This window comes from Paenibacillus sp. LS-5 (assembly GCF_056121505.1).
Window position 1 is genome coordinate 89185 of the sequence record NZ_JBWAVA010000015.1, and the last position, 25798, is coordinate 114982.

At 49.5% G+C, this 25798-nt stretch carries 22 protein-coding genes and 1 tRNA gene; 6 read left to right on the forward strand and 17 right to left on the reverse strand.

All coding sequences use genetic code 11. The annotated features are described in order from the left end of the window. Window positions 1-14: 14 nt before the first annotated feature. Window positions 15-890, forward strand: coding sequence for a TIGR03943 family putative permease subunit (locus tag AC0MA3_RS20040; RefSeq protein ID WP_474657465.1), 876 nt, complete (start codon window positions 15-17; stop codon window positions 888-890). 82 nt (window positions 891-972) lie between these two features. Here the strand turns inward: AC0MA3_RS20040 and AC0MA3_RS20045 are convergent, their stop codons facing one another. The 3 genes from AC0MA3_RS20045 to AC0MA3_RS20055 all read right to left on the reverse strand — a co-directional run bounded on the left by AC0MA3_RS20045 (window position 973) and on the right by AC0MA3_RS20055 (window position 5054). Next, window positions 973-1278 (reverse strand): DUF6954 family protein, encoded by a 306-nt coding sequence (locus AC0MA3_RS20045; protein WP_379153864.1) that lies wholly within the window; start codon window positions 1276-1278, stop codon window positions 973-975. Between the two features lie 12 nt (window positions 1279-1290). Further along, on the reverse strand, window positions 1291-4764 hold the full coding sequence (locus AC0MA3_RS20050) for a PAS domain S-box protein (RefSeq protein WP_474657466.1): 3474 nt from the start codon (window positions 4762-4764) through the stop codon (window positions 1291-1293). A 206-nt stretch (window positions 4765-4970) separates the two neighbouring features. After that, a tRNA-Leu gene (locus AC0MA3_RS20055) sits at window positions 4971-5054 on the reverse strand. A gap of 223 nt (window positions 5055-5277) precedes the next feature. On the opposite strand from AC0MA3_RS20055, the gene AC0MA3_RS20060 reads away from it, so the two are divergent. Beyond that, window positions 5278-5745, forward strand: coding sequence for an Lrp/AsnC family transcriptional regulator (locus tag AC0MA3_RS20060; RefSeq protein WP_474657467.1), 468 nt, complete (start codon window positions 5278-5280; stop codon window positions 5743-5745). After that, the gene (locus AC0MA3_RS20065; RefSeq protein WP_474657468.1) at window positions 5742-6347 is read left to right on the forward strand and encodes a LysE family transporter; all 606 of its coding nucleotides are present in this window, start codon (window positions 5742-5744) and stop codon (window positions 6345-6347) included. The genes AC0MA3_RS20060 and AC0MA3_RS20065 overlap by 4 nt, the downstream gene beginning before the upstream one ends. A 14-nt stretch (window positions 6348-6361) precedes the next feature. On the opposite strand, the gene AC0MA3_RS20070 is transcribed toward AC0MA3_RS20065, so the two are convergent. Together AC0MA3_RS20070 and AC0MA3_RS20075 are read right to left on the reverse strand one after the other, a co-directional pair. After that, window positions 6362-7591: a CynX/NimT family MFS transporter gene (locus tag AC0MA3_RS20070; protein ID WP_474657469.1), complete on the reverse strand. Its 1230-nt coding sequence runs from the start codon at window positions 7589-7591 to the stop codon at window positions 6362-6364. A 201-nt stretch (window positions 7592-7792) separates the two neighbouring features. After that, window positions 7793-7894 (reverse strand): YjcZ family sporulation protein, encoded by a 102-nt coding sequence (locus AC0MA3_RS20075; RefSeq protein WP_474657470.1) that lies wholly within the window; start codon window positions 7892-7894, stop codon window positions 7793-7795. Between the two features lie 391 nt (window positions 7895-8285). Here AC0MA3_RS20075 and AC0MA3_RS20080 point away from each other — a divergent pair, with 391 nt between their 5' ends. Then, entirely contained in the window at window positions 8286-8858 is a 573-nt protein-coding gene (locus tag AC0MA3_RS20080; RefSeq protein ID WP_474657471.1) for a hypothetical protein, read from the forward strand. A gap of 130 nt (window positions 8859-8988) precedes the next feature. On the opposite strand, the gene AC0MA3_RS20085 is transcribed toward AC0MA3_RS20080, so the two are convergent. Continuing rightward, a complete protein-coding gene (locus tag AC0MA3_RS20085; RefSeq protein ID WP_474657472.1) occupies window positions 8989-10434 on the reverse strand; it encodes a DEAD/DEAH box helicase in 1446 nt (481 codons plus the stop codon). Between the two features lie 36 nt (window positions 10435-10470). Further along, window positions 10471-11133 (reverse strand): HD domain-containing protein, encoded by a 663-nt coding sequence (locus tag AC0MA3_RS20090; RefSeq protein ID WP_474657473.1) that lies wholly within the window; start codon window positions 11131-11133, stop codon window positions 10471-10473. Between the two features lie 348 nt (window positions 11134-11481). Here AC0MA3_RS20090 and AC0MA3_RS20095 point away from each other — a divergent pair, with 348 nt between their 5' ends. Continuing rightward, complete coding sequence (locus AC0MA3_RS20095; RefSeq protein ID WP_474657474.1) at window positions 11482-12756, forward strand: histidine--tRNA ligase; 1275 nt, start codon at window positions 11482-11484, stop codon at window positions 12754-12756. Between the two features lie 57 nt (window positions 12757-12813). Here the strand turns inward: AC0MA3_RS20095 and AC0MA3_RS20100 are convergent, their stop codons facing one another. Next, window positions 12814-13671, reverse strand: a complete 858-nt coding sequence (locus AC0MA3_RS20100; protein WP_474657475.1) for an alpha/beta fold hydrolase — start codon at window positions 13669-13671, stop codon at window positions 12814-12816. Window positions 13672-13820: 149 nt separating this feature from the next. Here AC0MA3_RS20100 and AC0MA3_RS20105 point away from each other — a divergent pair, with 149 nt between their 5' ends. Beyond that, a complete protein-coding gene (locus AC0MA3_RS20105) occupies window positions 13821-14414 on the forward strand; it encodes a TetR/AcrR family transcriptional regulator (protein ID WP_474657476.1) in 594 nt (197 codons plus the stop codon). Between the two features lie 127 nt (window positions 14415-14541). On the opposite strand, the gene AC0MA3_RS20110 is transcribed toward AC0MA3_RS20105, so the two are convergent. The 9 genes from AC0MA3_RS20110 to AC0MA3_RS20150 form a co-directional block, all read right to left on the reverse strand. Beyond that, a complete protein-coding gene (locus AC0MA3_RS20110) occupies window positions 14542-15804 on the reverse strand; it encodes a helix-turn-helix transcriptional regulator (protein WP_474657477.1) in 1263 nt (420 codons plus the stop codon). Window positions 15805-16011: 207 nt separating this feature from the next. Further along, entirely contained in the window at window positions 16012-18048 is a 2037-nt protein-coding gene (locus AC0MA3_RS20115) for a methyl-accepting chemotaxis protein (protein ID WP_379153884.1), read from the reverse strand. A 250-nt stretch (window positions 18049-18298) separates the two neighbouring features. After that, window positions 18299-19309, reverse strand: a complete 1011-nt coding sequence (locus tag AC0MA3_RS20120; protein WP_474657478.1) for an L-rhamnose/proton symporter RhaT — start codon at window positions 19307-19309, stop codon at window positions 18299-18301. A gap of 184 nt (window positions 19310-19493) precedes the next feature. Then, window positions 19494-20447 (reverse strand): radical SAM protein, encoded by a 954-nt coding sequence (locus AC0MA3_RS20125; RefSeq protein WP_474657479.1) that lies wholly within the window; start codon window positions 20445-20447, stop codon window positions 19494-19496. A 230-nt stretch (window positions 20448-20677) separates the two neighbouring features. After that, a complete protein-coding gene (locus tag AC0MA3_RS20130; protein WP_474657480.1) occupies window positions 20678-21922 on the reverse strand; it encodes a stalk domain-containing protein in 1245 nt (414 codons plus the stop codon). A 111-nt stretch (window positions 21923-22033) separates the two neighbouring features. Next, window positions 22034-22984, reverse strand: coding sequence for a nucleoside hydrolase (locus tag AC0MA3_RS20135; RefSeq protein ID WP_474657481.1), 951 nt, complete (start codon window positions 22982-22984; stop codon window positions 22034-22036). A 121-nt stretch (window positions 22985-23105) separates the two neighbouring features. Then, window positions 23106-24284 (reverse strand): MalY/PatB family protein, encoded by a 1179-nt coding sequence (locus AC0MA3_RS20140; RefSeq protein ID WP_474657482.1) that lies wholly within the window; start codon window positions 24282-24284, stop codon window positions 23106-23108. 100 nt (window positions 24285-24384) lie between these two features. Beyond that, window positions 24385-25038, reverse strand: a complete 654-nt coding sequence (locus AC0MA3_RS20145) for a deoxynucleoside kinase (RefSeq protein ID WP_379153896.1) — start codon at window positions 25036-25038, stop codon at window positions 24385-24387. Then, window positions 25038-25658, reverse strand: a complete 621-nt coding sequence (locus AC0MA3_RS20150; protein ID WP_474657483.1) for a deoxynucleoside kinase — start codon at window positions 25656-25658, stop codon at window positions 25038-25040. Before AC0MA3_RS20150 ends, AC0MA3_RS20145 begins: the two co-directional genes overlap by 1 nt. Between the last annotated feature and the right edge of the window lie 140 nt (window positions 25659-25798).

Sequence of the window (25798 nt, forward strand, 5' to 3'; positions counted from 1 at the left end):
AAGGAGATCTGCCTATGAATGACCCCCGGAGCATCCGGCTGCACTATGGATTCAGGTCACTGCTCCTGCTGCTCTTCGCCCTCTACATTGGGCACCTTGTTCAGCAGGAGGCACTGCATTTCTACGTCGCTCCCAAGCTGGCACGCTGGATTCGCCTTTGTCCGGTTCCGCTGGTATTAATGGCGCTAAGTCTCGGAATTCAGGCCATATTCGGCAAAAGCACGCTGCTCTGCGACTGCGAGCACCGCCTGCCGCGATCTGTGCTGGGCAGTACCATGCTGTACTGTCTGTTCCTATTCCCGCTGCTGCTCGGCTTCCTGCTTCCCGACCGTTCACTAGGCAGCTCGGCAGCAGCCAAGAAAGGCATCGCCTTGTCCTACATTGCCGAAGAGGCCGCTGAGCATGTGAAATTCAACGCCTCAAGCCCTTACCTGGAGGAGTTCGCCGAACTCGCCGGAAAGCTGTATGTGCAGCCTGTAATCCAGGTGTACCCGGAGATTTTTTCGGAAACTCTCGGAGCCATCGACTTGTACAAACCGCAATTCGAGGGCAAATCGATTACTGTGACCGGATTTCTGTATCAGTCGGATGGAGAAGGGTCCAAAAAGGCTTATGCCGTTAGCCGCTTTCTGGTGCAGTGCTGTACAGCAGACGCAACTCCCCTGGGAATCCTCCTTGACCCTCTAACGCAAATAAGCCTGCCCGCCGATACCTGGATCGAGGTTCGGGGCAAGCTTCATACGTCAACTTATCAGGGTAAGGAAGTCATCGAAATTACACCAGACCATATTACTCCGGTTCCGCAGCCTTCCACTCCCTATGTCTATACCAATGCTGATTCGATAGCTGCCTGGGCTGAGATCCAGCAATCCGGACGCAAGGCAGAATAACTGCAGCCATTTCTTTATCGACATCTACTGAACGGCGAGGATTACGGAGCATCAGACCCTACTGACACACCAAAAACTTTTGTCAACGCCGGCTAAGCCGCTTCAGAATGAACCGGAGCCACACGGTAATCGCTGCATAGATCAATAACACTACGATTAGTGTAAGCACCCGCTCTCTCGTAGAGCCGTCCGCTAACAGCACAGGACCAAGACCAAAGAATGTGGTCAACAGATACAATGCTGCAAACAACACATATAGAAGCCCTCTCATCCGCATACCACCTTTCACCAAAAAAGCCGTAAAGCCAATGCCGCTTAACTGCAAATCCTTCTGTGCAACCTCTGAAGGACATGTGGTCAAGCGGCTTTTCTTTGTATTCAGCTTCACTTCATACCCCTGCTATCTGTGAATGTGGGCCGACCATTCCCGCAGCACCCTGTCTACTTCAGACGGCGAGATCGGCTTGGAGATGAAGTCCTGCATGCCTGCTCTGAGACACAGCTCCTTGTCCTCCACCCGGGCAAAAGCCGTTGCAGCAACAATAACCGGAGAGAACCCTATTTCGTTACGTATGATACTGGTTGCTTCAATCCCGTCCATAAGCGGCATCTGAATATCCATGAACACCAGATCATAACAATGCGAGCGCACCGCCTCCACAGCCCTCTCTCCGTTCAGCGCCACATCAGCGTAATAACCGCGCTTCTTGAGATAGGTCTGAAGCAATTGCAGATTCACCGGGTGATCTTCAGCAATCAATATAGACAGCGGGCCATATTCACCATTCGGTGAGCTTTTGCCCATCACATCCCTCTCCTGGAGCGTATCGGTTTCCCTTACCGGAAACTGATTATAGGAAAGTTCCGACTGCGGCAGAAAAACGTGGATGGTGAAAAAGAACTCCGAACCTTCCCCTTCGTTGCTCTCCACACCGATCATGCCGCCCAGCAGTTCAACCAGTTTTTTGCTGATGGCCAGCCCCAGTCCTGTACCGCCATACTTGCGGTTGATCGACGGGTGAAGCTGGGAGAAGGACTGAAACAGCAAGCCCTGGCTGCCCTGAGGAATGCCAATTCCTGTATCTTTTACAGTGAATCTAACTACCAGATCACCGGTATCGGCAATGGATTGCAGCTTTACGGCAATGTGAATTTCGCCCTCTTCAGTAAACTTCACTGCATTGCCAACAAGATTCACCAGAATCTGGCGCAATCTGGCTTCGTCCGTCACCACAAGTACAGGTAGATCCGGGTCCAGCTCGCAATGGAGAATCAGTCCCTTTTCCATTACTTTCGGATAGAACAATTCGGTTACATTCTGGAGCACCTGGGACAAATCCACCGTCTGTAGATCTAGTGTCATCATGCCGGCTTCAATCTTGCTGAAATCCAGCACCTCGTTCAGAATATGCAGCAAGGACTCGCTGCTTTTGTTAATAATCTGCGTGTAGTATTCCTGTTCTTCATCAAGTTCTGTTCCAGCCAAAAGATCTGCCATGCCAATAATCCCGTTCATCGGTGTGCGCAGCTCATGGCTCATGATGGCCAGGAACTCCGACTTAGCCCGGTCTGCCTGCTCTGCTGATTCTTTTGCCCTAACAATAGCCTTCTCTTCAGTAATATCCCGGAAAACGACAACTGCCCCCTTCCGTTCCCCGTTATCAAATAATGGCGACATGCGATATTTCACCAGAAAGCTGGACCCGTCCTGTCTCCAGAATACCCCTTCCTTGTCCTCGTATGAGAGGTAGCTGGAAAGGGAGTCCGATAATGACCTCCGCCCGCTGATATAAGGTTCGGCGTCAAGCCATGTCTGTTCCACAGTATGCAGCTTGATATTTCTCGCCAGTTCACCTGGCTCATAACCCAGCATCGTCGATGCCGCAGGGTTAATAAACATCGTTTCGCCTTCAAGATTCATGCCAAAGATTCCTTCGGAGACCGAATTCAGGATCAGCGCATGCTCATAACTGAGCTTCTCAATCTGCTGAAGATGCCGTTTGCGTTCCGTAATGTTGCTGGTTATACCAAATACACCTACTACCTTGTTATTGACCATGATCGGTACATAAATCACGCTCACCTCAACAGGATAACCTTCCCTATGGATCAGCCTGCTCTCAAAGATCTGAGGCAATCCTTTGGCCGCCTGCTCAAAACGCTCCTCGGCAAATTCCAGTTCTTCCTGATCAATAATTTCACTATAGCTGGAATGCAAAAGACTCCCCCGCGGATAACCGCTCAGTTGCTGGAGACTGGCATTCAAGGACTGGATGTGCCCATCCAGATCCATCGCACTGATCGCGGAAGGATTATACTCAAACAGGGATTTATACCGGTTCTCACTCTCCAGCAGTTTCAATTCATATTGTTTGCGCTCGGAAATATTCCGGGTGACGCAGACCATTTCGGCAATGCCGCCCGGGCCTGCACTGATATGGCGCAGCGTTGTTTCTACCCACAGGTAGGAGCCATCCTTGCACAAAAAGCGAAAAATAATCGGCTCCAGCTTACCGCCATCCATACTTTTCTGGAGATAGGAGCGAACGCTGTCGATATCCTCCGGATGAACATGCTGCATCCCATTCGAGCCTTCCAGCTCCTCCGGCGTGTAACCAAACATAGGCTGGCAAACTGGAGAAGCATATAGATAAGTAGCCTCGTTGTCTGTTCTATTCCGTGAGATAAAATCCAGTGAATTCTCAGAAATCAGCCGATAGTTCCGCTCACTCTCACGGAGCTGCTCTTCCATCTGGTAGCGTTCGGTGATATCCTGCACGATGCCATTCATCTGCAACAATTTACCATATTGATCCAGAACCACTTCCCAATAGGTATAAATAACCCGGCGCACACCTTCGTCGTTCTCAATTCTAAACACCGATTGACCATTGAACCCGGACTCCAGTGTCTGGCCCAGTTCGGCCCGCAGCCGCCCCATATCCTCCGGAACCACGCGGGACAACAGCTGCATATAATCGATAAGGCTGTGAGTACCGCTCTCACCATCATCGCACATATCAAAAATAATCCGCAGCTGCTTGGAAACAGTCATCTGCCCGCTCGGGGAATCCCACTCCCATGAACCCATCCGGCCCAGCTCCTGGGCAGTTGCAAGCATATTCTCATATTTCTTGCGTTCCGTGATATCACGGGCGATAGTCAGCACCTGCACTACATTGCCTTCGCTGTCACGCACCACCTGGAATGAATTTTCAAGCCATAGATAATGTCCGTCCTTATGGCGGGCCCGGCGGGTGAACACATCACTGTCGGAATACGCCTTCCCGTGCTGGGTCATTTCTATCGCATCTTCTTCATGGTAAAAATCCGGTCTTTTTCTGCCGATCACCTCTTCAATCGGATAACCCAGCAGCTTCTCGACCGATGGAGACACATAGCGTACCGTTCCGTCCGCATCCGCAAAAGAGATCATATCCGGTGTGTTCTGCGTAATCAGATTATAGAGTAGCCTGTCCTCCTCAATCTTTTTCTCGGCCAGCTTGCGGTTGGTAATTTCCTTCATTTCGGCGATTAGATGACTAGGTTCACCCGTAGTCTCATCTATCGTCAAAAAGATATGTAACGCAATCCAAATGATCCCGCCGTCCTTGCGTACAAAACGTTTTTCTTTATTTACAGACGCACCGGGACTGTCCTGCAAGTATTGCATGACCACATCATGCTCAACAGCAGTCTTATCCTCCGCGTAAGCAATATCCAGGTAACGAATATTCATCATTTCTTCTTCCGAATACCCAAACATATTGCAGAGCGCGGGATTCGCCATAATCATGGTACCGTCTTTGGTGGAGACTACTGCGAACCCTATAGAGGACCGCATAAACAGATGCTTAAAGAGTGTGTCGGTCAAATGATAGAGCCTCCTCTGTAAAAGTGGGGACTGAAACTACACCTAGTATACCTTTTTTTCAGAAAAGATGCTTCTGGGGTGAAAGTCCTATTATTTGTCCTGGATCACAAGTCTTATAAATAGGCTAATGGGTATACCTCTCTTTAGAAACGAAAAAAAAGCTTCTATTCTTGTAACAACAAGAGTAGAAGCTTCTTTGTAGGTGATGCGGTCAAGAGGACTCGAACCTCCACGATATTGCTATCACTGGCACCTGAAGCCAGCGCGTCTGCCAATTCCGCCATGACCGCACAATATGTAGTTCAACATTTTGATCGCTGTAAGTAAGACTATACTCTCTTTTCTAATCAGATGCAAGGGGTTTTTATTGCAACTCATTAATATAATAACGAGTCACTTATCAAGTTAAAGCAAATTTATATTTTCAGTTTATTATATAATCATAAATCCTTGAGGTATTTATTTATATTAGGTAAATTATATATAACACACAATAAAGAAAGGATGGATAACATGGATGCTATTGATTATAAAATAATCAGGGCCGTAATGGAGAACGGAAGGATCACCTGGGCTGAACTGGCCGGGCTGCTCGGCCTCTCCTCACCGGCGGCAGCGGACCGGGTGCGGAAGCTGGAGGAACAAGGCGTGATTAAAGGTTACACTGCGCTGATCGATGCTGAATCCGCCGGCTATGGGCTGGGAGCGCTGATCGCAGTCTCACTGGAGCGTCCGGCGCACCGTCAGGCTTTTTTGGAGCTGGTACAGAAGCTGCCGGAAATCCAAGAATGCCATCATACAGCCGGAGATGACGATTATGTGCTGAAGGTGCGCTGCCGGGGCACTCATGATCTCGACCGGATTATCAGCGAGGAGCTGAAAAGCCTGCCGGGCATTGTGCGCACCCGTACCACCATTATTTTGGGAACAGTCAAAGAAACCTCAAATGTGCCGCTGCCCACTTCGGAACGTACACCATGATGATCTGGACTGCCCTCCTCAGCGGAATCGGCTTTGACTTTGTCGTTGCCGCACCTGTCGGTCCCATGTCCCTGCTGTGTATGAACAGGACCCTGCAGCAGGGATTCATGGCCGGCCTTGCTTCCGGTCTCGGGATTGCTCTGGCCGATGCGGATTATTCCCTGGTGACCGTTTCCAGCTTTAGGATTGTGAATGAACTTACTGTTGCATATGCTCTGCCGCTCCGTCTGCTGGGCAGTCTGTTTCTTGGACTTCTGGGGGTAAGGACGCTTCTACCCAAAGAGTCCAGATCTATACTTGAAGCTACCCGCCGCGGCATTCCCTATTGTCTGTTGTCGTCCTTCCTGCTGACCTTAGCCAATCCGGCCCCGATCCTTAGCTTCGCGGTACTCTCAGTTTCACTTGGAACGACCATCGGGAGTTCATGGTTTCTGCCGGCGGGTATCGCGATTGGCTCCACCTGCTGGTGGCTGCTGCTCACCGCCACGTTGTTCTGGATTAGTGCCAATCTCCCTGCCTCCTTCACCCGCTGGCTGAACCTCTATTCATCAATGATTCTGATCCTGTTCAGCTTGTACGGCATCCTCACTGCGCTTATATGAAGGATTTAATGAGTTTATCTCTTGTCACCCACAAAACGGCTGCTCCCCGCCCCAAGTCCTACTACGAACAGCAACATGCTTGCCACAGCGAGTAATGCCAGTGGCATATTCCAGCTATGGGTCACATCATGCAGCAGTCCGAACAATGCGGGCCCCATTGCAGCGAGTAGATACCCGACAGATTGGGCCATGCCGGACAGCACGCTGGCTTCCTGTGTGCTGCGGGTTCTCAGACTGAAAAACATCATGACGAGGCCAAAGGCAAAACCTCCGGCAATTCCGATGCAGACAGCCCATACCACCATCCAGGAGTTGCTGCCCAGCCAGATACCGAGAATACCAATCATAAAAAGAATGGATGTAATGAGCACCAGGCTGCGCTGGTTTTTCATTTTGCCCGCCCAAAGAGGCACGAAAAAAGTAAACGGCAGCTGCGCCAGCTGCATAAGAGAAAGAATCCAGCCCGCATGACTGGAGGTCATCCCGCGTTCACCCAATATCACGGAAAACCAGGCAATGAGCACGTAATACAGCAGCGATTGCAGACCCATGAACAGGGTAACCTGCCAGGCCAGCGGAGACCGCCAGACCTGAACGGAGGATTGTCTTTTACTTTCGCTGCTGCCACTGGTCATATTCCGCATCTGAGGAATCCAGAATAGTGTCGCCAGTGCGGCTACGACAAACCACATTGCCAGTGTACCCCGCCAGCCAAATCCGGCATGCTGCGCCAGCGGAACGCTGATGCCTGAGGCAGCAGCTGCACAGATATTCATGGATACGGTATAAACCCCGGTCATAAGTCCGATACGCTCTGGAAATCTCCCTTTGATAAGTCCAGGCAGCAGCACATTACAGACGGCGATGGATAACCCGATCATCGCTGTGCCTGCGAACAGCATGACTGTGCCCGAACCTGAGCGGATCAGGATGCCCATAGACAACGCCAGCATGGCCAGCATAAGAACATTGGCGGTGCCAAACCGCTGAGCCAGTCGTGGCGCAAAAGGTGACAGCAAGGCAAATGCCAGCAGCGGTAAGGTGGTAATTGCTCCCGCCAGTGTATTGGACAATCCCAGATCATCACGGATCATGCCCAGCAGTGATCCAACAGAGGTGAAGGGAGCCCGAAGAGCTGCTGCGACGCAGATAATTCCCACGACCAGCAGAATACGGCTGGCTCCCTTATCCGGCCGGGTCTTGCCCAATTCCGGTAATGCAGCATCTTGATGTTCTGATCTCATGTGTCCTCCCGATTGAGTCCTTCACCCTACGGAGGCCATAAGCTTGTCCGGGATATAAGGCTGTTCTATGTAATAATCACATTGTTACATTATATCCCCTCTCCGTCTGCGCTGCACATATTTCCCGGCAAAGTCTCCTCCGCGCACTGCAAAAAAAGCCAGTCTGAGGGACTGACTTTACGTGTAGAGGTAGATTACTAATTATACCCAGAGAGATTTGGAAATGATAACGAGCAGGATGAACAGTACCAGAATTGCACCTGTGGAAGTAAACGCACCGTACCCTCTTTCATTTTCACTCATGTTAACTCCTCCTTTGTACTTGTATACAATACACTATGTACATTGGGGAGCTGAGGATTGGACGAATAGGTAACACTTTGCCCTCTTTAGGATCCTTACACGAGGTTCACATTGTGAATGGTTCCAACATCGGGCCTGCCGGAGCTGCCCTTTCCAGTGGCTGTTACTGGAGCACACTGAGCAACATGCTAATAACTATATTGTGCGGAGTGAAGAATCTAACTGGCTGGATAATGCTTGTGAAATCTCAAAGAGCCGGTAAATTGAGCACAAAAGCAGACTATTTATTTATCCGTACACGAAGTGAATAGCCGTTCCTGCCATCCCCATTTATCCATAACCTATGGTATCACAAGGTGAATTGTCACCCTTAGGGAGGTAGTATACTGCTATGGCTACTGCAGCAAAAAGAAAATTACCGAATCGCGTCACTGGGAGAGTTCTTCAGCAAATGGGCATATCCATGCTTCCTTTTTACCGCCGAATCGCCAGCAGCTTCGCTTTCGCCAGTCAATGGACAACCGCCTTGCGCACCTCTGACCTAATTCTAATTGGCAAACTGCTGAATCGCTTGCCGAAGTCTTCCAGAACAGATGATTTTAGTATTGATCCTCTTAGCTACTTGATCACTTTTCCGTTTAAACCGCCTGTGAATTTTTACTCCAGCGGGTTAATGGTTGATCGGCAAGTAGGAGCCTTTTTCCAGACGAGTGTGCACCGCAGTATTTCAAGATCACTTATCCCTTTTTACCGGAAGCTGGCTACCTGCCTCCCCTATGCCGAAGCCTTGGCTGTTGCCATCCGCAGCAATGATCTTCAACTGATCAATCGTTTAGTCCGCAGGCTGGTAACAACTATGGAACTAAAAGAGGTGTCTCGCGGGCAGGATGGCGTTATTCTGGTGTTCCAGCCTAAGGGTAGCAAGTTCCCGTATGAGCACTGGCTGATGCGTGAGCTGCGGTAATTGCATTTCGCTGTTTACAGCCCATTCACTGAGTAATTAATTCGATAGCAATACTTTGTGCACAGACGCCAAGCAGATTGTGTTCACATATCTCGCCGAAGCCGGATTTGACTGGTAGTTTCGGGAAGGGTCACTTCTTCGCAAGATGCACCTTCAGCAGTTTGCCTTTGACAGTGGTGTCCTTCATCGCCTGCAGCACCAGCGAGCCTTTGCCGTTCAGGATATCCACGTAGGTAACATTGTCCTGGATCGTGATGATCCCGATGTCTTCCGCAGTGATCCCTTCAAGCTTCGCAATAGTCCCGACGAAGTCAACCGCTCTGAGCTTCTTTTTCTTGCCTCCGTTGAAATAGAGCTTCATGATGTCCTGGTTCATGACCTCAGTCTTGCCCTTCTTGCGGACCTGCTGCTTGCCTAGCTTCTCATCAAAAGCAGGTTTAGCATAAGCAACGGCATCCTCGGAAGGGGCTTTCATCAGCGGCAGGCTGAAGCCGATATAGCTCTCAATGTCTTTCACCCATTTGTGCTCGTTCGGCGTAGCGAGGGTGATGGCTTTGCCGCTTTTGCCTGCGCGTGCGGTGCGTCCGGTACGGTGCACGTAGCTCTCTTTTTCCATCGGAATATCGTAGTTGATTACATGGGTGATGTTCTCAATGTCAATGCCGCGGGCAGCTACGTCGGTGGCAATCAGATAGCGGAACTGGCCTCTTTTAAAAGCGTTCATTACCTCAAACCGTTCGTCCTGCATCATACCGCCATGAATTTTGTCCACCGGATACTCCAGATCGGCCATCCCCCGAAACAGCGCGTTCACCTGCTCCTGTGTCCGGCAAAAAATAATGCAGCTGTCCGGATTCTCCACCGTAAGCAAGTCGCACAGCAGTCCAAACTTCGCAGCTTGTCTCACTTCAATCAGCGCATGCTCAATCGTCGCTGTCGTGATGCCGCTGGCTTCAATCTCAATGTCCACCGGCTCCGTCATATATTTGCGGCACAGGTTCTTGACAGCATCCGGCAGTGTTGCGGAGAACAACATCGTAACGCGGTCCCGGGGCAGCTTCTGGATAATCTGTTCGATCTGCTCAATAAAGCCCATGCTGAGCATCTCATCCGCTTCGTCGATCACCAGATATTTAATCCGGTTCAGCGGCAGCGTGCCGCGCTCGATATGGTCAAACACCCGTCCAGGGGTGCCTACGACGACATGTGTTTTTTGGGTAAGCTCGATTTTCTGCGGGGCAAAAGGCTGCTTGCCGAACAAAGCGACCGCCTTGATCCGCTTGAAGCGGCCAATATTGGTGATGTCCTCTTTGACCTGTGCGGCCAGCTCGCGTGTCGGCGTAAGTACCAGAGCCTGCGGCTTGTTCTCCGCCCAATCCACCAGCTCGCAGAGCGGGATGCCGAACGATGCCGTTTTGCCGCTGCCCGTCTGGGATTTGACGATCAGATCCTGGCCTTTCAGGGCTACAGGAATAACCTTGCTCTGTACCTCAGTCGGCTCCAGATAGTGGAGCACGTCCAGTGCGCGGACAATCTCTTCATTTAACCCGTAATCTTTAAATTGTAATTCACTCATGTAGTTGTTGTTCCTTCCATATTGTGCATTCTACTATTATAACAGCTTACGGCTGCCTTGATTCCATTCCATATAAAATTGCTCCAAAAAGCTCAGCATGAACTCATGCCGCTCCTCCGCCAGCTTGCGCCCGTAGGAAGTATTCATCAAATCCTTCAATTTCAACAGTTTTTCGTAAAAATGATTGATCGCCGTTCCTTTGGAATAGTCACGGTACTCCTTCTGGAGAGACTCATCACGCGGGGGAATGTCCGGATCATAGACCGGTCTGCCTTTGGCTCCCGAAAAAACCATCACCCGTGTAATTCCGATGGCGCCTAGCGCATCCAGACGGTCTGCGTCCTGTACTACCCGTCCCTCCAGTGTGGACATGGGTACGCCCCCGCCTCCACTGAAGGACATCGTTTCTATAATCTGCATGATGTGCCGGATCTGTTCCTCATCGTTCAAATGTTCCTTCAACCAGTTATGTACTTTGGCAAGTCCCGCTTCTTTAGAAGGGTTCAGCTTCTCATCCGCCACGTCATGCAGCAGAGCGGCCACTGTACAGATTAACACATCAGCCTGCTCCATCTCCGCGATCAGCGCTGCCATGTTACGTACACGGTCCGTGTGGAACCAGTCATGTCCGGTTTTATCCTGGCCCAGCTGCTCTTTGGCAAAGTTCTCGGACTCGACAATGATCTGTGTATGATTCATTAATAATTCTCCCTTGTTATTGAAGTTGTTATTGGATATAATGTGCATTATTCCAGCCCTGAAGGGACATGATTCGCATGAACAGCATAACCATCATACTGAATCAGCTTCATCATCACAAGCAGCGTTAGCACTCCTGAACATTTTTCAGGGAGGGCTGACGCTTTTCGCGTTTGGCCTCCCTGCCGCATATCAAGCGCGCGGGACCAAGAGGTCCGGCGCGTTTTTTGTTTATAAGGGACAATACAGTTTCCGTGGTCTCCCCGCAAGCGTAACAGGACACCGGGAATGACTTAAGAAGCCCAGGCTTTATTTTCTTCAGATAAAATAATAAAGGAGCTGCTACACATGCAGAATGTTAAAGGGACCTATGATTATTTCGGCCGGGAGCAGGCCATCCGCCAAAAAGTCCGATCTACGCTGACCGAACTGTTTGAGCTGTATGATTTTGATTCGATGGATACAACTCTGCTTAATGAGCTGGAGCTGCTAACTTCCAAATATGCTGGAGGTGACGAGATACTCCGCGAGATGTATCAGTTGACCGACCAGGGCGGCCGGAGGCTCGGGCTGCGGTACGATCTGACCATTCCTTTTGCCAAAGTGATCGCCCTGAATCCAGGCATAGAGTTCCCCTATAAACGTTATGAGATCGGCAAAGTGTTCCGGGATGGACCGGTCAAAAAAGGCCGTCTGCGCGAATTCCTGCAATGCGACGCCGATATGGTTGGGATCGGTGGCCCGCAAGGAGAAGCAGAACTGATGCAGCTCGCGGCAGAGGTCTTCCGCAGACTGGAAATCCCCATTATCCTGAAATGGAACAACCGGCGCTTCCTTGGAGAGATCCTGGAAGCAGCCGGAGTTCCGCCGGAGGAGCACCTGTCCGTGATGCTGACCCTAGACAAGCTCGCCAAGATCGGCAGCACAGGTGTGCTTGAGGAACTTAGGATGAAAGGACTGACTCCGGCTGCTATAAGCAAGCTTAAAGAGCTACTGGATATGGATGCCCCTTCCTTTGAAGAGCTTGCGGAGAAATATGGGCTGAGCACACAGCCTGGCCTGCTTGAGGTACTGGCCTTACAGCGGCTAATCACTGAAATTGGACTGGCAGAGACTTGCGTCTTCGATCCTTTTCTGTCACGCGGCTTATCCTTCTACACAGGAACAGTCTATGAAATCTTCGACGCTTCCGGTACCTATACTTCCAGCCTTGGCGGCGGAGGAAGGTATGATTCCATTATTGGGAAGCTTGTGGAGCGTGATGACATCCTATATCCTACAGTGGGCATTTCCTTCGGCATGGAGTCGATTATGACTCTGCTGGGAGAGCGGCCTGTCCGTGATGAAGCTTCAGGGGTAATGGTCATTCCGATTGGGGAGGTTATGCCGCAGGCTTTATCTGCCGCCGCTCTGCTTCGCGCTTCAGGTATCCGCACTGCTGTGGATACCGGGAGACGCAAGCTGAAGAAAACGCTGGCCGCGGCGAACGCGAAGGGTATCCGCTACGTGATTCTGATCGGGGACAGCGAAGCTGCTGAAGGCAAGCTCCGGCTTAAAGATATGTCACAGCAAAGCGAAGAGCTAATCACAGTAGAAGCCGCAATTGCACGGATTGCTGAATAGCCGGGATTGTGCGTCCGGGCCGTAAGAAATTTGGCATATTGGCTCCTCACCAGAATATCAGGAAAAAAATTCTTTCAGCAACTGGGCAATTTCTTGAGGAGCTTCACCATTCTCAGGGGAAAGATGATCAAGCTTAGGAAATACCCGGGACTGAACTTGCGGAATCGTCTGTTCCAAGATATGAATCATATGATGCACGGCTTGTGGACTTTTTCCTCCGGCCATCAACAGCACTTTTGCATCGATCGATTCATATTTGGAGTACGTCGCTTCCAAGCGTCTAACCTCCTTATGTTCATTTAGACATGCGGGTAACAGCCGCTTAATCTTCTCCCATTTCTCACCACGAATCACCAGACGCAGAATAAACTTTGCATACCATTTCGGTAAATTTTTCAGAGGAGTATGACCGGCACCCTGTACAAAGCTGGTAAATGCTCCTCTGGAATCCTTCGCCATCAAAGCTGCCTCATACTCTTCAATCCAATCCCATTCCTTAGGGTTCGATTCTATTGAAACCCCGGGTTCGTAGACGGCAATCTTCTTACATACTGAATGGGTACCCGCGAACTCTAGAGCTGCAAGTCCGCCAAAGCTGTGCCCAAAAATATTAGCCGCCCCACTCGCTTCCTGGACGGCCTGAATATCCTCACATTCTTTGCCGATCGAATAATCCGCTCCTTGCTCTCCGCTTCTGCCGCGTCCCCGCCGATCAATGATATGGACGGTAAACGACCCCGACAGCTCATCGGCAATATGGGTGAAATCATCTGAAGTACTCAGCGCCCCAGGAATGATTAGTACACCCGGTCCTTGCCCGATACTTTGGTATCCTATTCTGGTTCCATCATGCGAAATCACGTAAGAATAAGTAAAAGAACCAAGCTGCTTCATTTTTTTAGCGGAACTTGACATAAGTAAGCCTCCCTCTACGACCCAATATTATTATTGATTGAATTTTAATTCAATAATAAACCTGGAAAAGGCTACCGTCAACCCAAACATTTACAAACCTGTCCAATAAAATTATGATTGAATAAACATTCAATATAAGGAGTATTCCTATGCCGAGAACCAAAGAAAAATTTGACGAGATGCGGCTAGTCACGATCGAAAAAATAAAACAAGCAGGCCTTCATCTTTTCGCAAAAAAAGGGTTAGCCGCAACGAATATTAAAGAGATTGCCAAAACCGCTAATGTAAGTCTGGGTCTCATCTACCATTATTACAAATCAAAAGATGACTTATATCTCGCACTTGCCAATGAAGCTATGGATAAATCTGCTCTTGTCCTGGATGAGCTCCATAACATGTATGCGAATGCCGCAGAGAAACTCGAAGCGTTCACTGAAATCTTCTTGAATGCGGTCAACAAAGAGGATGGCATATACTATTTCATTCTTATTTCTCAATTATCAGAGACGAATTCCCCGGAGGAAAATAAAAGTTTGTTGGATAGAAAACTTCAATCCATCCAAAACTTAGCTTTGATTGTGCAGGAAGGACAAAAGTCGGGGGAGTGCGTTGACGGAGATGCGTTCCAGCTGGCAGCCACTTTCATTTCTGCTACCCAAGGCATAGCTTCTTTCAAGCTCATGTTCGGAGACCCATTCCCGATTCCAACCAAGGAAGTTCTGCTGAGAACCTTGTTGAAATGAGAATAACTGCTTCACTGAAAGCTAATAAGCCGCATCGTGATCTATCCGGTGCGGCTGTTTGCAATTTATTTTTACCATAGAGGATTTTGTTAAGCAACCGCTGTACAGGGAGAACCGCCACCTGCCTTCAGTTCCGGGCATGCCGCTTCAAATAACGGTCCCGGTAGTCCTTGGGGTTCTTGCCGCTGTATTTCTTGAATGAACTACAGAAATCGGTGAAGCTGGAATACCCGGTATACATGGCAATATCGGCTACCTTCAGTTTATTTTCCTGCAGAAGCTGCTCAGCCTCGGCCATCCGCAGCCTGGTAATATAATCGTCTATGGGTATACCGACATGCTGCTTGAACAGCCCCGACAAATAAGCCGCATTAAAATGAAATCTCTCTGCCAGAGATGAAAGATCCTGTTCGCAGCAGAAATGCTCCCTGATATCTTTCCGGACGGCTTCGATCATATGCCGGCCGCTGGAGAAGCGGACTTTCTGCACTTCATCCATCACAAGCAGCGCCAGCTCTTCCATCTTCTCCCGAAGTCCTTCACGGGACTGGTAATCAGCTATACTCATCTGGCATTTCCATAGATATTTCTGCACAGCAGAGCCGCCGAGCTCGAACTTTTGGGCAATCGAGCTGAATACCAGAAGCAGCCGCAGAGCCAGAAAGGTAGAGATGAACATCGGTCTTTCGCTGCTGAAAAGGGCATCAAGATGCAGACGCAAAGTGTTCATATCCAGATTTTCGATCACTTGGGTCAGCATGCGTTCTACTTCAGGAGTAAAAAACTGCATCAGCTCCCGCACCTGCCTGCGTTCACCTTCCGCTTCCTTGTAATGGGGGCTCTGGTTCCAAGAGAACATGCACGAGGTATAAGCATTCTTTAACCGCTTCAATCCCTTTACTTGCTGCCCAATTCCTGCTGCGCATTCCAGCTTCAGATGGCTGGCTGTGCTCTGCTTCAGTTCCTCTACGAACCGCTGTGTTTTGCAGGAATGCTCAGGTCCTGATTTCAAAATAACAACAAAATACATGATCCCGGAGTTGAATTCATTACCGAACGGATAGATTCCTTTCCACCTGGCGGACATCTCCCGGCAGTTCTCCTTAAATGCCAGCTTCACGAGGTTCTTGCGCTCCTGGTGATCCGTCCTTTGATCCGGGGGCAACCCAATCTCCACAGCGGCAATCTGCAGCTTCAAATCTTCTGCTGCCAGTGGACCCAACTGGAGCTGCTGCAGACGTTTCCTGACTACTGACAGATTGCTCCATTCATCCTTGATTAGCTGCAATATATAGTTCTCCTGCAACAAACGCAACCGTTCATTCTTCATGAACACCCGATCGGTTTTGCCCTTGATGCTCCGGCTTCCTTCTTCTCCTTCTACAAGCATGATCTCAGCTATGATCCTCACCTCTTGGTATCAGTATGGACCAAATCCCCGCGATGTATGGCGGTTCCTCTGTTAAAAAAAACAAAAAAAAGGACCCCGCCTTCGAACGGCGGGGCCAAAAATTATATTAAAGGGGGGTTATGAATTCAATATATACCCCTAAGCTTAAATCAAGATGAAAGCAAGCTAAAGATTGCCTTAAACCGCTTAAATTTTGAATTTCTCTACCAAACCCTGCAGCTCTTTCGCACTCTGCGTATTTTCATCGGCCATCTTACTTTCAAGCAGGGTTTTCTCTACGATATCCGCAGTTTTCTCAGCAATATCCTGCACACCGATCGCACCTTCATTCACTGTGGCCGCGACTTCATTGACCGCAGTTGCTACACTGGACACTGTCTCGCTCAAATGGTCGGCGGCTTCCCCGAACTGACTCATTAGCTCATCGATGTCGGATGCGTCGCTATTGTATTGTTTGCTGACCTCTGCAAGCCGCTCATAATCACCCAGAACATTATGATCGATAAATTCAAGTATGGCTTCCGAATTCCCCTTCATTTGCTCTACAGATGAATAGACATTATTCACAACTTCTTGAATGCCTGCCGCCGTTTCGGAGGATTTCTCGGCCAGCTTGCGGATTTCACCTGCTACAACAGCAAAACCACGTCCAGCTTCTCCAGCCCGTGCTGCTTCAATGGCCGCATTTAGAGCGAGCAGATTGGTCTGGCTTGTAATCGAGAGAATCGTATCTGCAAGTACGTTGATTTCATGAATCGCTCCAGACTGCTCAATGGCTTTTTCCATCTCTACACGAACCGATTCATAGATGCGTTTGGCATTGTCTATGGACTCAGTGGCATCATGCTGCAGCGCAAGCGCCCGCTCGGTAATCTGACCGGATACACCGGCACCTTCCTTCACCCGACCGGAAATGCTGCGGACATTACTCTCAATTTCATGAATAGCAGCTGACATCTCCTGCGTAGAGGCGGCGGTTTCTTCCATCCCTGCCGACAGCTGTTCTGTAGTCGCCGAATTATCGTGGGCATTCTCGCGTACGTCATCAGACAGCTTTTCCAGCGTCTCGGCATTGTCCAGCACCTTCGTGGAAATGGTAACCAGGCTGCCTGCCATCTCCCGGAGCACCGCTCTCGTATGAACCATGGATTTGGCGATTATTCCGGTTTCGTCTTTATTTTTCAACAGATATTCATATTGCTTATCGTACCTGAGGTCCAGCTCCGCGGTGCGGTTAATCAGCTCCGTCAACTTAACGATCGGCGAAGAGATCCGGGTCGCCACAGAAATCCCAACAACCAAGGACAGCAGCAGGCTCCCAAGAGCCAGCAGAATAATGAATTTTGTCATATTGTTAACCGGCTGCATAATTTCATCGAGATCACCAGTCAGCACCAGTATCCATCTCGTATCGGGGAGAACGCTGTAGGCAGCTTTTTTCTCTGCTCCCTTGTATGTATATTGTACATTGCCATCCGCAACCGTCTTTCCGGCTTTTACCTGCTCCACTACTGCCTTAATCTGAGCATTCTCGACCGGTGTACCAATCTTGGATTCATCTGGATGAAACAGCATATTCCCCGTCTCGTCCAGAAGGTAAGCATAGGAAGACGGTGCATTGGCCACTTTGGCATCGGACAAATACTTAATGATACTCTTCGTATTGACTGCTGATGCCACGAATCCGATCATTTTGCCGTCACTCATTACTGGATGTACAAATGCGAGAACATATGCACCAGTAGACTTGGACTTTAGCGTTTCACTGATTACTGGTCCTGCGGTCTTCAGCACATTCTTAGTGTAGCTTCTTTCACTGAAGTCTGTTCCTACCAGCTTGGTATCACTATCGGCAATGCCAATTCCCTTCATGTTGACCACAAACATATGCTCCAGATTGCCTGCGTCCTTCACCATCTGTTGAAGTCTAGTATTTACCTCAGTCTGCAGCGGATCCCCTGTACTGGCAAGACTGCCGTCCCCAGACTTCAGCAGCAATTCAGCAATTTCAGATTGGCCCGCAACAAGTGCCATATTCCGCTTCTCTTTGTCAATCATCGCTTCAATGGTCTGCCCTTTGTTGGTGTTGACCTGACCCATTGCGGTTTCAGTCAGATTCAGAATAGTCTTGGTAGATTTGCTGTACGTAAAAACCCCCATTATTAACGTTGAAATCAGTGTAACGACAATCATCAAAACCGAAAGTTTCATCCGAATCTTCATCTTCTTCTACTTCCTTCCACCTTAATCTACTCAACTATTGGATACTCAATCTAAAACCGTAACATTTGTTACAATAATTATCGGATTTAAAACAAGTATTGTTAATATTTTCATGGAGATATTTAGGGAATATTATCACATTTTGTCGAGATTTAAGATATAAAAATTCAGGACTTTTGTCACACTTAAAAGAAAACAAGCATCTTGCACGGAAGTTCTCCGGCTTAGATGCTTGTTGATCCCCATATATTCAGGCCATACTATTGGCAATTCCTACAACAACCCAGGATAGAATCAGGACAATGTTCCCCCATAGCAGCAGTTTTTTGGGAGCGGCAAATCCCTTCCATTCTCCATCCTTAAGCCCCCAGGCGTTGCTGATGATTAAGGATAATCCGTTAAAGGCCAGCCATCCGACCACAGCGCCAAGTGGTCCAAGCAAAGCTGTAGCTTTGGCATATAGTCCAAGCGCCAGATACCAGACAGCAGCGGTCAGAAGCGCTTTGCCATATGCCTTGCCCGCGCCTTTGGCCGCATAATCTCTGTAGGTACCATTCTTGATTAACAATAGTACAGCATACACAAAGTTGGCGACAAAGCCGCCAGATAATGTAATTACCCAGGATATCAGACTGGCGCTGATTTTGGCTGTACCGTGGGCAACCGCAATATCCACAGTCTGATTCGCATAGGAAAATCCGATATTCATTGCTGCTGAGCCCAATCCGGCTACAGAAGCAATAATCAGGCCTTTGGTCAGATTGCTGCCGCTGCCCTTTCCCTGGCCGGAGGCAGTAATGATTTTTTCTTTTAACAATCCGGCCTTGGTAATGACCGCCACCCCCGTCAGCATAACCGCTGTACCGATCAGCAGCACTGTGAACGGGCCTGCCGCCGGAATGTTGCCGAAGATAAATAACGGAATCAGTGATCCCAGAGATGCCGAAATACCCATGTTCACACCATATGTAAGGGATACTCCAATGGAGTCGATGGCTTTGCCGAACATAATCGAGCTGATGCCCCAAAGGAAGCCGCAGAAGGAAGCGGTCCACAGCACATCCGAAGAGGTCTGGCGGATATAACGGAAGAAGTCAGGGACTTCAATCCAGGTCCACAGTACCGGTATAATCAGAATCCCCACCAGGGAAAACACTGCCCAGAACGCTTCCCAGGAGAACGGCTGGTACTTCTTCATCCCCAGTCCGAAGCTGCCCTGGAAACAACAAGCCAGCAGCAGCAGCAAAAAACCGTAAATCATCTTAAAGTCCTCCCAATCCTTGTCCCTTTGTATGTACTGAATCTTTTGATGATTATACATGAAAACTTTCATTATTGGGATGAAAAAAACAGAAAAATAACCGCAGCGTTTACGCCACGGTCTTGTATATGGTTATTATCCTAAACTCCCAACTCCACAGCAGTCACAGCTTGCTAACAACGCTTCAGACGCCTTCCGGGAACAACGCATCCAGCGCCGGGCAAGGCAGTTTATCAAGGAATTCAGACAGCGGTGCAGGCATGTTGCTGTAGAGATCTTTTAACGAGGTGCCGTTATAAATATTGCCGATAATTACCGGATGACACAGCTCGGAGATCAGAATATCGCCATTGCCGTGCAGGTGAAGCTGTTTCTTGCCTTCAATGCAGTGCGGGAAATATACTCCAGGCTGCTCCTGGAAGCCCAGCGCCTCCATAAATCGGTCCATACAGGTGAAGTAGAGAGTGGTATCCTCTTTTTTGCGGGCAATCAGCTCACTTACTGCATTCTTCAATTGTTCGCGGGCAGCGATCGCCTTCCAGCCGGTATGACCCATAATAATACTATTCTGGATTTCATGTGTTCTTACCCCCATCGCATACACATGATCGCTGATTTCCTGCATATGATCCTGCGTCTCGTTAAACAGCAGGGTCTCCAGTACCACATCGACACTCGTCTTGGCGAACATTGTAATGTTCTCACGGATTTTATCATAGATGCTGGTGTGGATATTATAGTAGCGCGAGAAGGCCTCGGCGGTTGTAAAGTTGAAGGAGATATGGATCGTAGTCAGTCCTGCATCGACCAACTGCCCAATCCGCTCCTCGGTCAGAAGACTGCCATTGGAATTCAGCTGGGTCTGAATGCCCCGGGAGGTACAGTAGCTGACAATCTCCAGACAATCCTGAAACTTCAAGGTCACTTCGCCGCCGGAAAGACGGACTCTCTTGAGATTTGGCAGATCCTCCAGGATGCGGATCACTTCCTTGCCCTTAATACTCTGTCCGTCATTTCTGTTATAAGCGCAGCAGTAATCACAGCGGAAATTGCAGTTCGAGGTTACCCCAACCTCCAGCCCTTCCAGCTCATACGTCAGCGGTTTGTCCAGCTCAAGTGATTTATATTTCATGCTCATGCTCCATAGTCCTCCTGAAAATAAAATATCATCGTTGTCTATCCACAACATTTGGGTTGCAGGTGTACAAAGGTCAACCTTAAAAATTATACAGGTTTGCCGAACAGGTTAATGTGACATTTGTTGTGATGAAGCTCAACAACAAAAAGCCATGAAAATCACTCAGCGGTGCATGAGTGGCTTTCATGGCTTCATTTTAATAGACAGGTAAGAATCCAACATCGCATGGTCTACAATTCTACTGATTTCCCCATCTCGCTTAATACCGGTTGACCGATCAGACCCAGACGCCAGATGGCGATGCCCTTAAGGCCATAACGTTTGGCCAGGCCGATTTTGGCATTGACCGAGGTTTCGTTCTCACTGTATACCGAAATGCCAAGAATCAGCTTGTCCTTGCTGACCTGCTGCAGGGCAAGACGGATGGATTCATCGACCTTGTTCATCGGCTCCGGCCCGGTCTCACCTTCATAAGCATATGCCATAATGACCAGGTCGTCGGCAATCGAGGCCAGTGTCTTGTAATCATATCCTTTGTATGAGCTGTTGAGGGGATGAAGAATAACTGTAAGTTTCAGGTTCGCCGCTTTTGCCCGGGCAGACAGGTTCTTGACAAAGGTATTATATTGACTCTGCACCAGTGCCTTATCTCCGGTCATTCCAAGCCCTTCCAGGTCGAGGGCAATCCCCTGAAAACCCTTCTGCGTCGCGGTGTCCACAATTCCTGCTATCGTCTGCTGCTGAAGCTGCAGATCCTCCATATTGCGGGTCAGCTCCAGCTCCTTGTCGCCTGAATATACCATCAGATAAGGAGCGGTCCCCCCTGCAGCAGCATTCTGGACGATGGATTCCGGTGTAACATCACCGGCTGCCTGCGGCCATCTGAACTCCGTGCCGGAGGTCGTGTATAGTCCACTACGGTCAATCCGGCTCCATCCAAAGGCAACGGCATCAAAATCCGGAATCAGCGAAACTTCGCTGTATGCGCCTTGCGCGTAGAAACCTAGCGTATATATATCATTCTTAGGTGAGGTGATCGAGACTGTCTTGGTGGTCTGACTCCAGGTTACACCTGCGCCGAACTGCTGACCAAAAAAGCTGAGCGGAATCATCGTTGTGCCGCGGACATTCTGCGGGGCAACGGCCAGCTTTACCGCTGCACCATTAACAGACGCGCTTGGTTTGCCCAGAGTAAGAATGACTTTTTGGGTGCCTGACGAATCGGTTTTTGTAGCGGTAATCTGTTTGGCTGCCTGATTCCATTCCACCTTTACACCCAGTGCTTCGGATATCGCCCGAAAAGGCACCATGGTGGTTCCGTTCATTACTGCAGGTTCTACTGGAAACGGAAGCGGGTAACCGTCGAGCACAATGCTTACACCACCTGCTGCAGCCTGAGCATCCTTTGCAGGAAAGGATGCCAACCCTGTCGTTGCTATCGCCGCGCACAATACTATTGTAGCTATACGCTTCATTGCTCAATTCCCCAATCTGTAGGATGATTTCAAATCTCTCAACCAGCTTTACCCCTATCATTTTACCAAAGAAGGTATTTATAGCAAGTTAATAGATTGTCACCATCCGCCCTACATGAATGCGCTAAGAAAGACTCCCACTGCCCGTTCGGCGTCCACATCCACTGCTACCTCGATGAACTCTCCTACTTTGGGCTGCGCCCGCAGATCAGCGACCACCATACCAGCGGTATGCTCCCCCTGATGCTCCACACGCACTTTCATCTGCCGGCAGGTCAGCAGGTCCGGCTGCAGCGCAGCCATTAGAGCCAGCGGATCATGCAGCGGCGCACTGTTGATGAGATAATTAGTTTCCCGGTAAAAATTAAAATAAAATGCCAGTGACTCATCCATGAATTGAATGATGTCTTTGCACTCCGGCCGCCCGAACCGCTTGAGAAGTTCCAGATGTTCTGTAGTAATACGAGTCTTCAGCGTAACGTCCAGTCCAACCATCAGCACCGGCAGCCCTGAAGTGAATACCCGGTCAGCCGCTTCGGGGTCGCCCCAAATATTAGCCTCTGCAACAGGCGTGACATTCCCTGGCTTGAAGATGGTACCGCCCATAACAGCTACCTTCTTCAGCTTGCCTGTAAGTTCAGGGTCCAGATCAAGCGCCAGCGACAGATTGGTCAAGCGTCCAAGCGTAACCAGCACAATCTCGCCCGGATGCTCATTCGCCAGTCGTACAATAAATTCTGCCGCTGTCTCGCTCACCGGGCGCTGGGTGGAAGGAGGAAGCTGAACTCCGCCGATGCCATTTTCGCCATGGACATGGGTGGAGAAGCCTGTAAGCTCACGGACCAAGGCCCGGGAAGCGCCGATGGCAACCGGAACTTCATACCCCGGATCCGCAAGCGCCAGAAGTCTGAGCGTATTGTCTGCCGCCTGGGCCACATCAATATTCCCAAAAACTGTAGTAATGCCTTCAACCACAACGCCCGGAGTCCGCAACGCGTACAGTATGGCAAGAGCATCATCAATTCCGGTATCGCAGTCTATAATCATTCGGGTTGTACTCATCGTTATAATCTCCACTCCTATTATGTCTCTCTATTTGTAGAACTTATCTACAAAAAGTCCGCTTACTCTCCTGAACATACCTGTTCCAGTGAGATTCAGCGGACCTATAAACAATCTATTCTTATTTTACATAAGGTGCAGCAGCCTGACAGAAACGCTCCAGGGCTTCAGCAAGAAGGGAACGCGGACAAGCCAGATTAATGCGCAGATGGCCTTGGCCCTCTGTCCCAAATACTGAACCTTCGTTAAACGCGACCTTAGCCTCACGGTACATGAGCTTTTTCAGGCCGTCTGCATCCAGCCCGAGGGCACGGCAATCGATCCATAGCAGGTAAGTGGCTTCAGGCGTCATTGGTTTCACTTGGGGCAGATGCTCTCCAAGATAACCGATGGCATACTCCGCATTACCGCTGACGTGCTGCACCAGCTCGTCCAGCCACTCCTCGCCTTCATTGTAGGCTGCTTCTACAGCCTCAGGCGTAAAGAAAGCAGACATGTGCAGGCTGAGTGTCTTAAGCTTGTACTCAAATTTCCGTCTAAGTTCAGGATTGGAGGTTACGATGTAGGAGGTTTGCAAACCTGGCAGATTAAATGTCTTGGTCGCTGCCAGGGTGGTTAGTGTAATATCCGACAGCTCCTGCGACAAAGAAGCGAATGGAATATGCTTGTGGCCCGGCATCGCCAGATCACAATGGATTTCATCCGAGATCACGGTTACACCATACTGCAGGCATAGCTCTCCAAGACGCAGCAGCTCATCCCGCTCCCACACTCTGCCCCCCGGATTATGGGGACTGCACAGCAGCATCAGCTTGGCACCACCAGCCATCAGCTCTTCGAGCTGGACATAATCCATCACATAATGGCCGTCTTCAAGCTTCAGGGGGTTGATAGCCACCTTACGGTCATTCATCCGGATCACATCATAAAAGGGATAATAGACCGGCGATTGCAGAATCACCTGATCTCCCGGATTGCTGAACAGCTCTACCGACAGGCTAAGTGAAGTAACGATACCGGGGGAATCGGTAATCCATTCCTTTTGGATCTCCCAATCATGGCGTCTGCGGTACCAGCCGACAATCGCCTCTTTGTAGGAATCACTCGTTACACTATAACCGTATATTCCCTCCTCTACGCGCCGCAGAATGGCTTCCTTCACGGCAGGCGGGCTCTCAAAATCCATATCGGCTACCCAGAGCGGAAGAATCTCCTTGTCTCCGAACAGCTTCTCGGACTGATCCCATTTGTATGAGCGGGTATTGCGGCGGTTAATGATACGGTTAAAATCGTACTTCAACTAAAATCACCCCATCCATTATTTATGTTCATATATTGTAACATGGGGAGACGCTTCCGGCATCCTGATTCATTTTTCTGAAATTTATTGTTCTGCTATTTTACTTCCCCACCGGCGCCCTGCCAATGGCAGCGCCAACCTTCAGGAGAATCTCCTCCATTGAGCCCGGATCCAACACATCATAATCGTCAATATTCAGGCGCAGTACCGGACAGGCGCTGAATTCATTGATCCACTGAGAATAGCGGCCGTGCATGTGCTCCCAGTAGGAGACATCGGTCTGGATCTCCATCTCGCGTCCCCGTTCATGAATGCGGGACAGGATCGAGGGCAAGCTGCCTTCGATGTAGATCAGCACGTCCGGATGCGGGAAATACGGTGTCATCACCATAGCCTCATACAGGCTGGTATAGGTGTCATAGTCGGTCTTGGACATGGTACCCTGATCCGCATGCATTTTGGCAAAAATACCGGTGTCCTCATAGATCGAACGGTCCTGCACAAACCCGCCGCCCAGCTCGAACATCTTCTTCTGCTCTTTGAAACGTTCGGCCAGGAAATATATTTGCAGATGGAAGCTCCATCTTTCAAAATCATGATAGAACTTCTCCAAGTATGGATTATGGTCCACCTGCTCCAGCGAAGTCTGGAAGTTCAGACGCTCAGCCAGAGCCGCAGTCAACGTCGATTTACCGACGCCTACTGTGCCGGCTACCGTAATAATGGCGTTGTCCGGAATGTTGTATGGGTTCATTACATAAGCTCCTTTAAATGTCCGGCGATTGCGGCGAAGTCTTCCTGGTTCTCCACAAAATCGACCTGGTTTCCATCGATGGTGACAATGACGGTAGACGGCTCTGAAAGTGCCAGCGAGGCCATGGCTACATCATAATCCTCGATTAACTGCTGCAAATAAGCGGGTGCAATCTCCTCCTCGAATGAACGCCCGCGCTTTGCGATGCGTCTCAGTAAAGTATCGAGGTCGGCACGAATGTAGAGAATGATATCCGGCTTCGGAAGATCATCGGTCAGTACATGGTAGATTTCCCGGTATTTGTCCCGCTTCGTCCCCTTCAATGTACGTTCGCCAAAGATCAGATTCTTATAAATATGATAATCCGAAATGACCGCTTTTCCCTTATCTAAGTACTGGTTCACCGTATCTTCAAGCTGCTTGTAACGATTGCAGAGAAAAAACATCTCCAGTTGAAAGCTCCAGTCATCCATATTCTGATAGAACTTGCCCAGAAAAGGATTCTCATCCACGATTTCTTTAATTACCGGAAGCTGTAGTTCACCGGACAGCATCGTGGCTAGTGTGGTTTTGCCGGCTCCGATCGGGCCCTCTACTGCAATAAAAGGTGCATGTTCCATTAACGCTGTTATCCTCCTCAAATACGGTCAATCCCGGAGTGGGCTCCAAGTAATGGATTGTAACTCCGGAGCCTGCCCAGATCCCTTAAAAAACAGACTAAATTATTGTATCACAGAGAGCTGTCCAGAAGTGTTTAAAT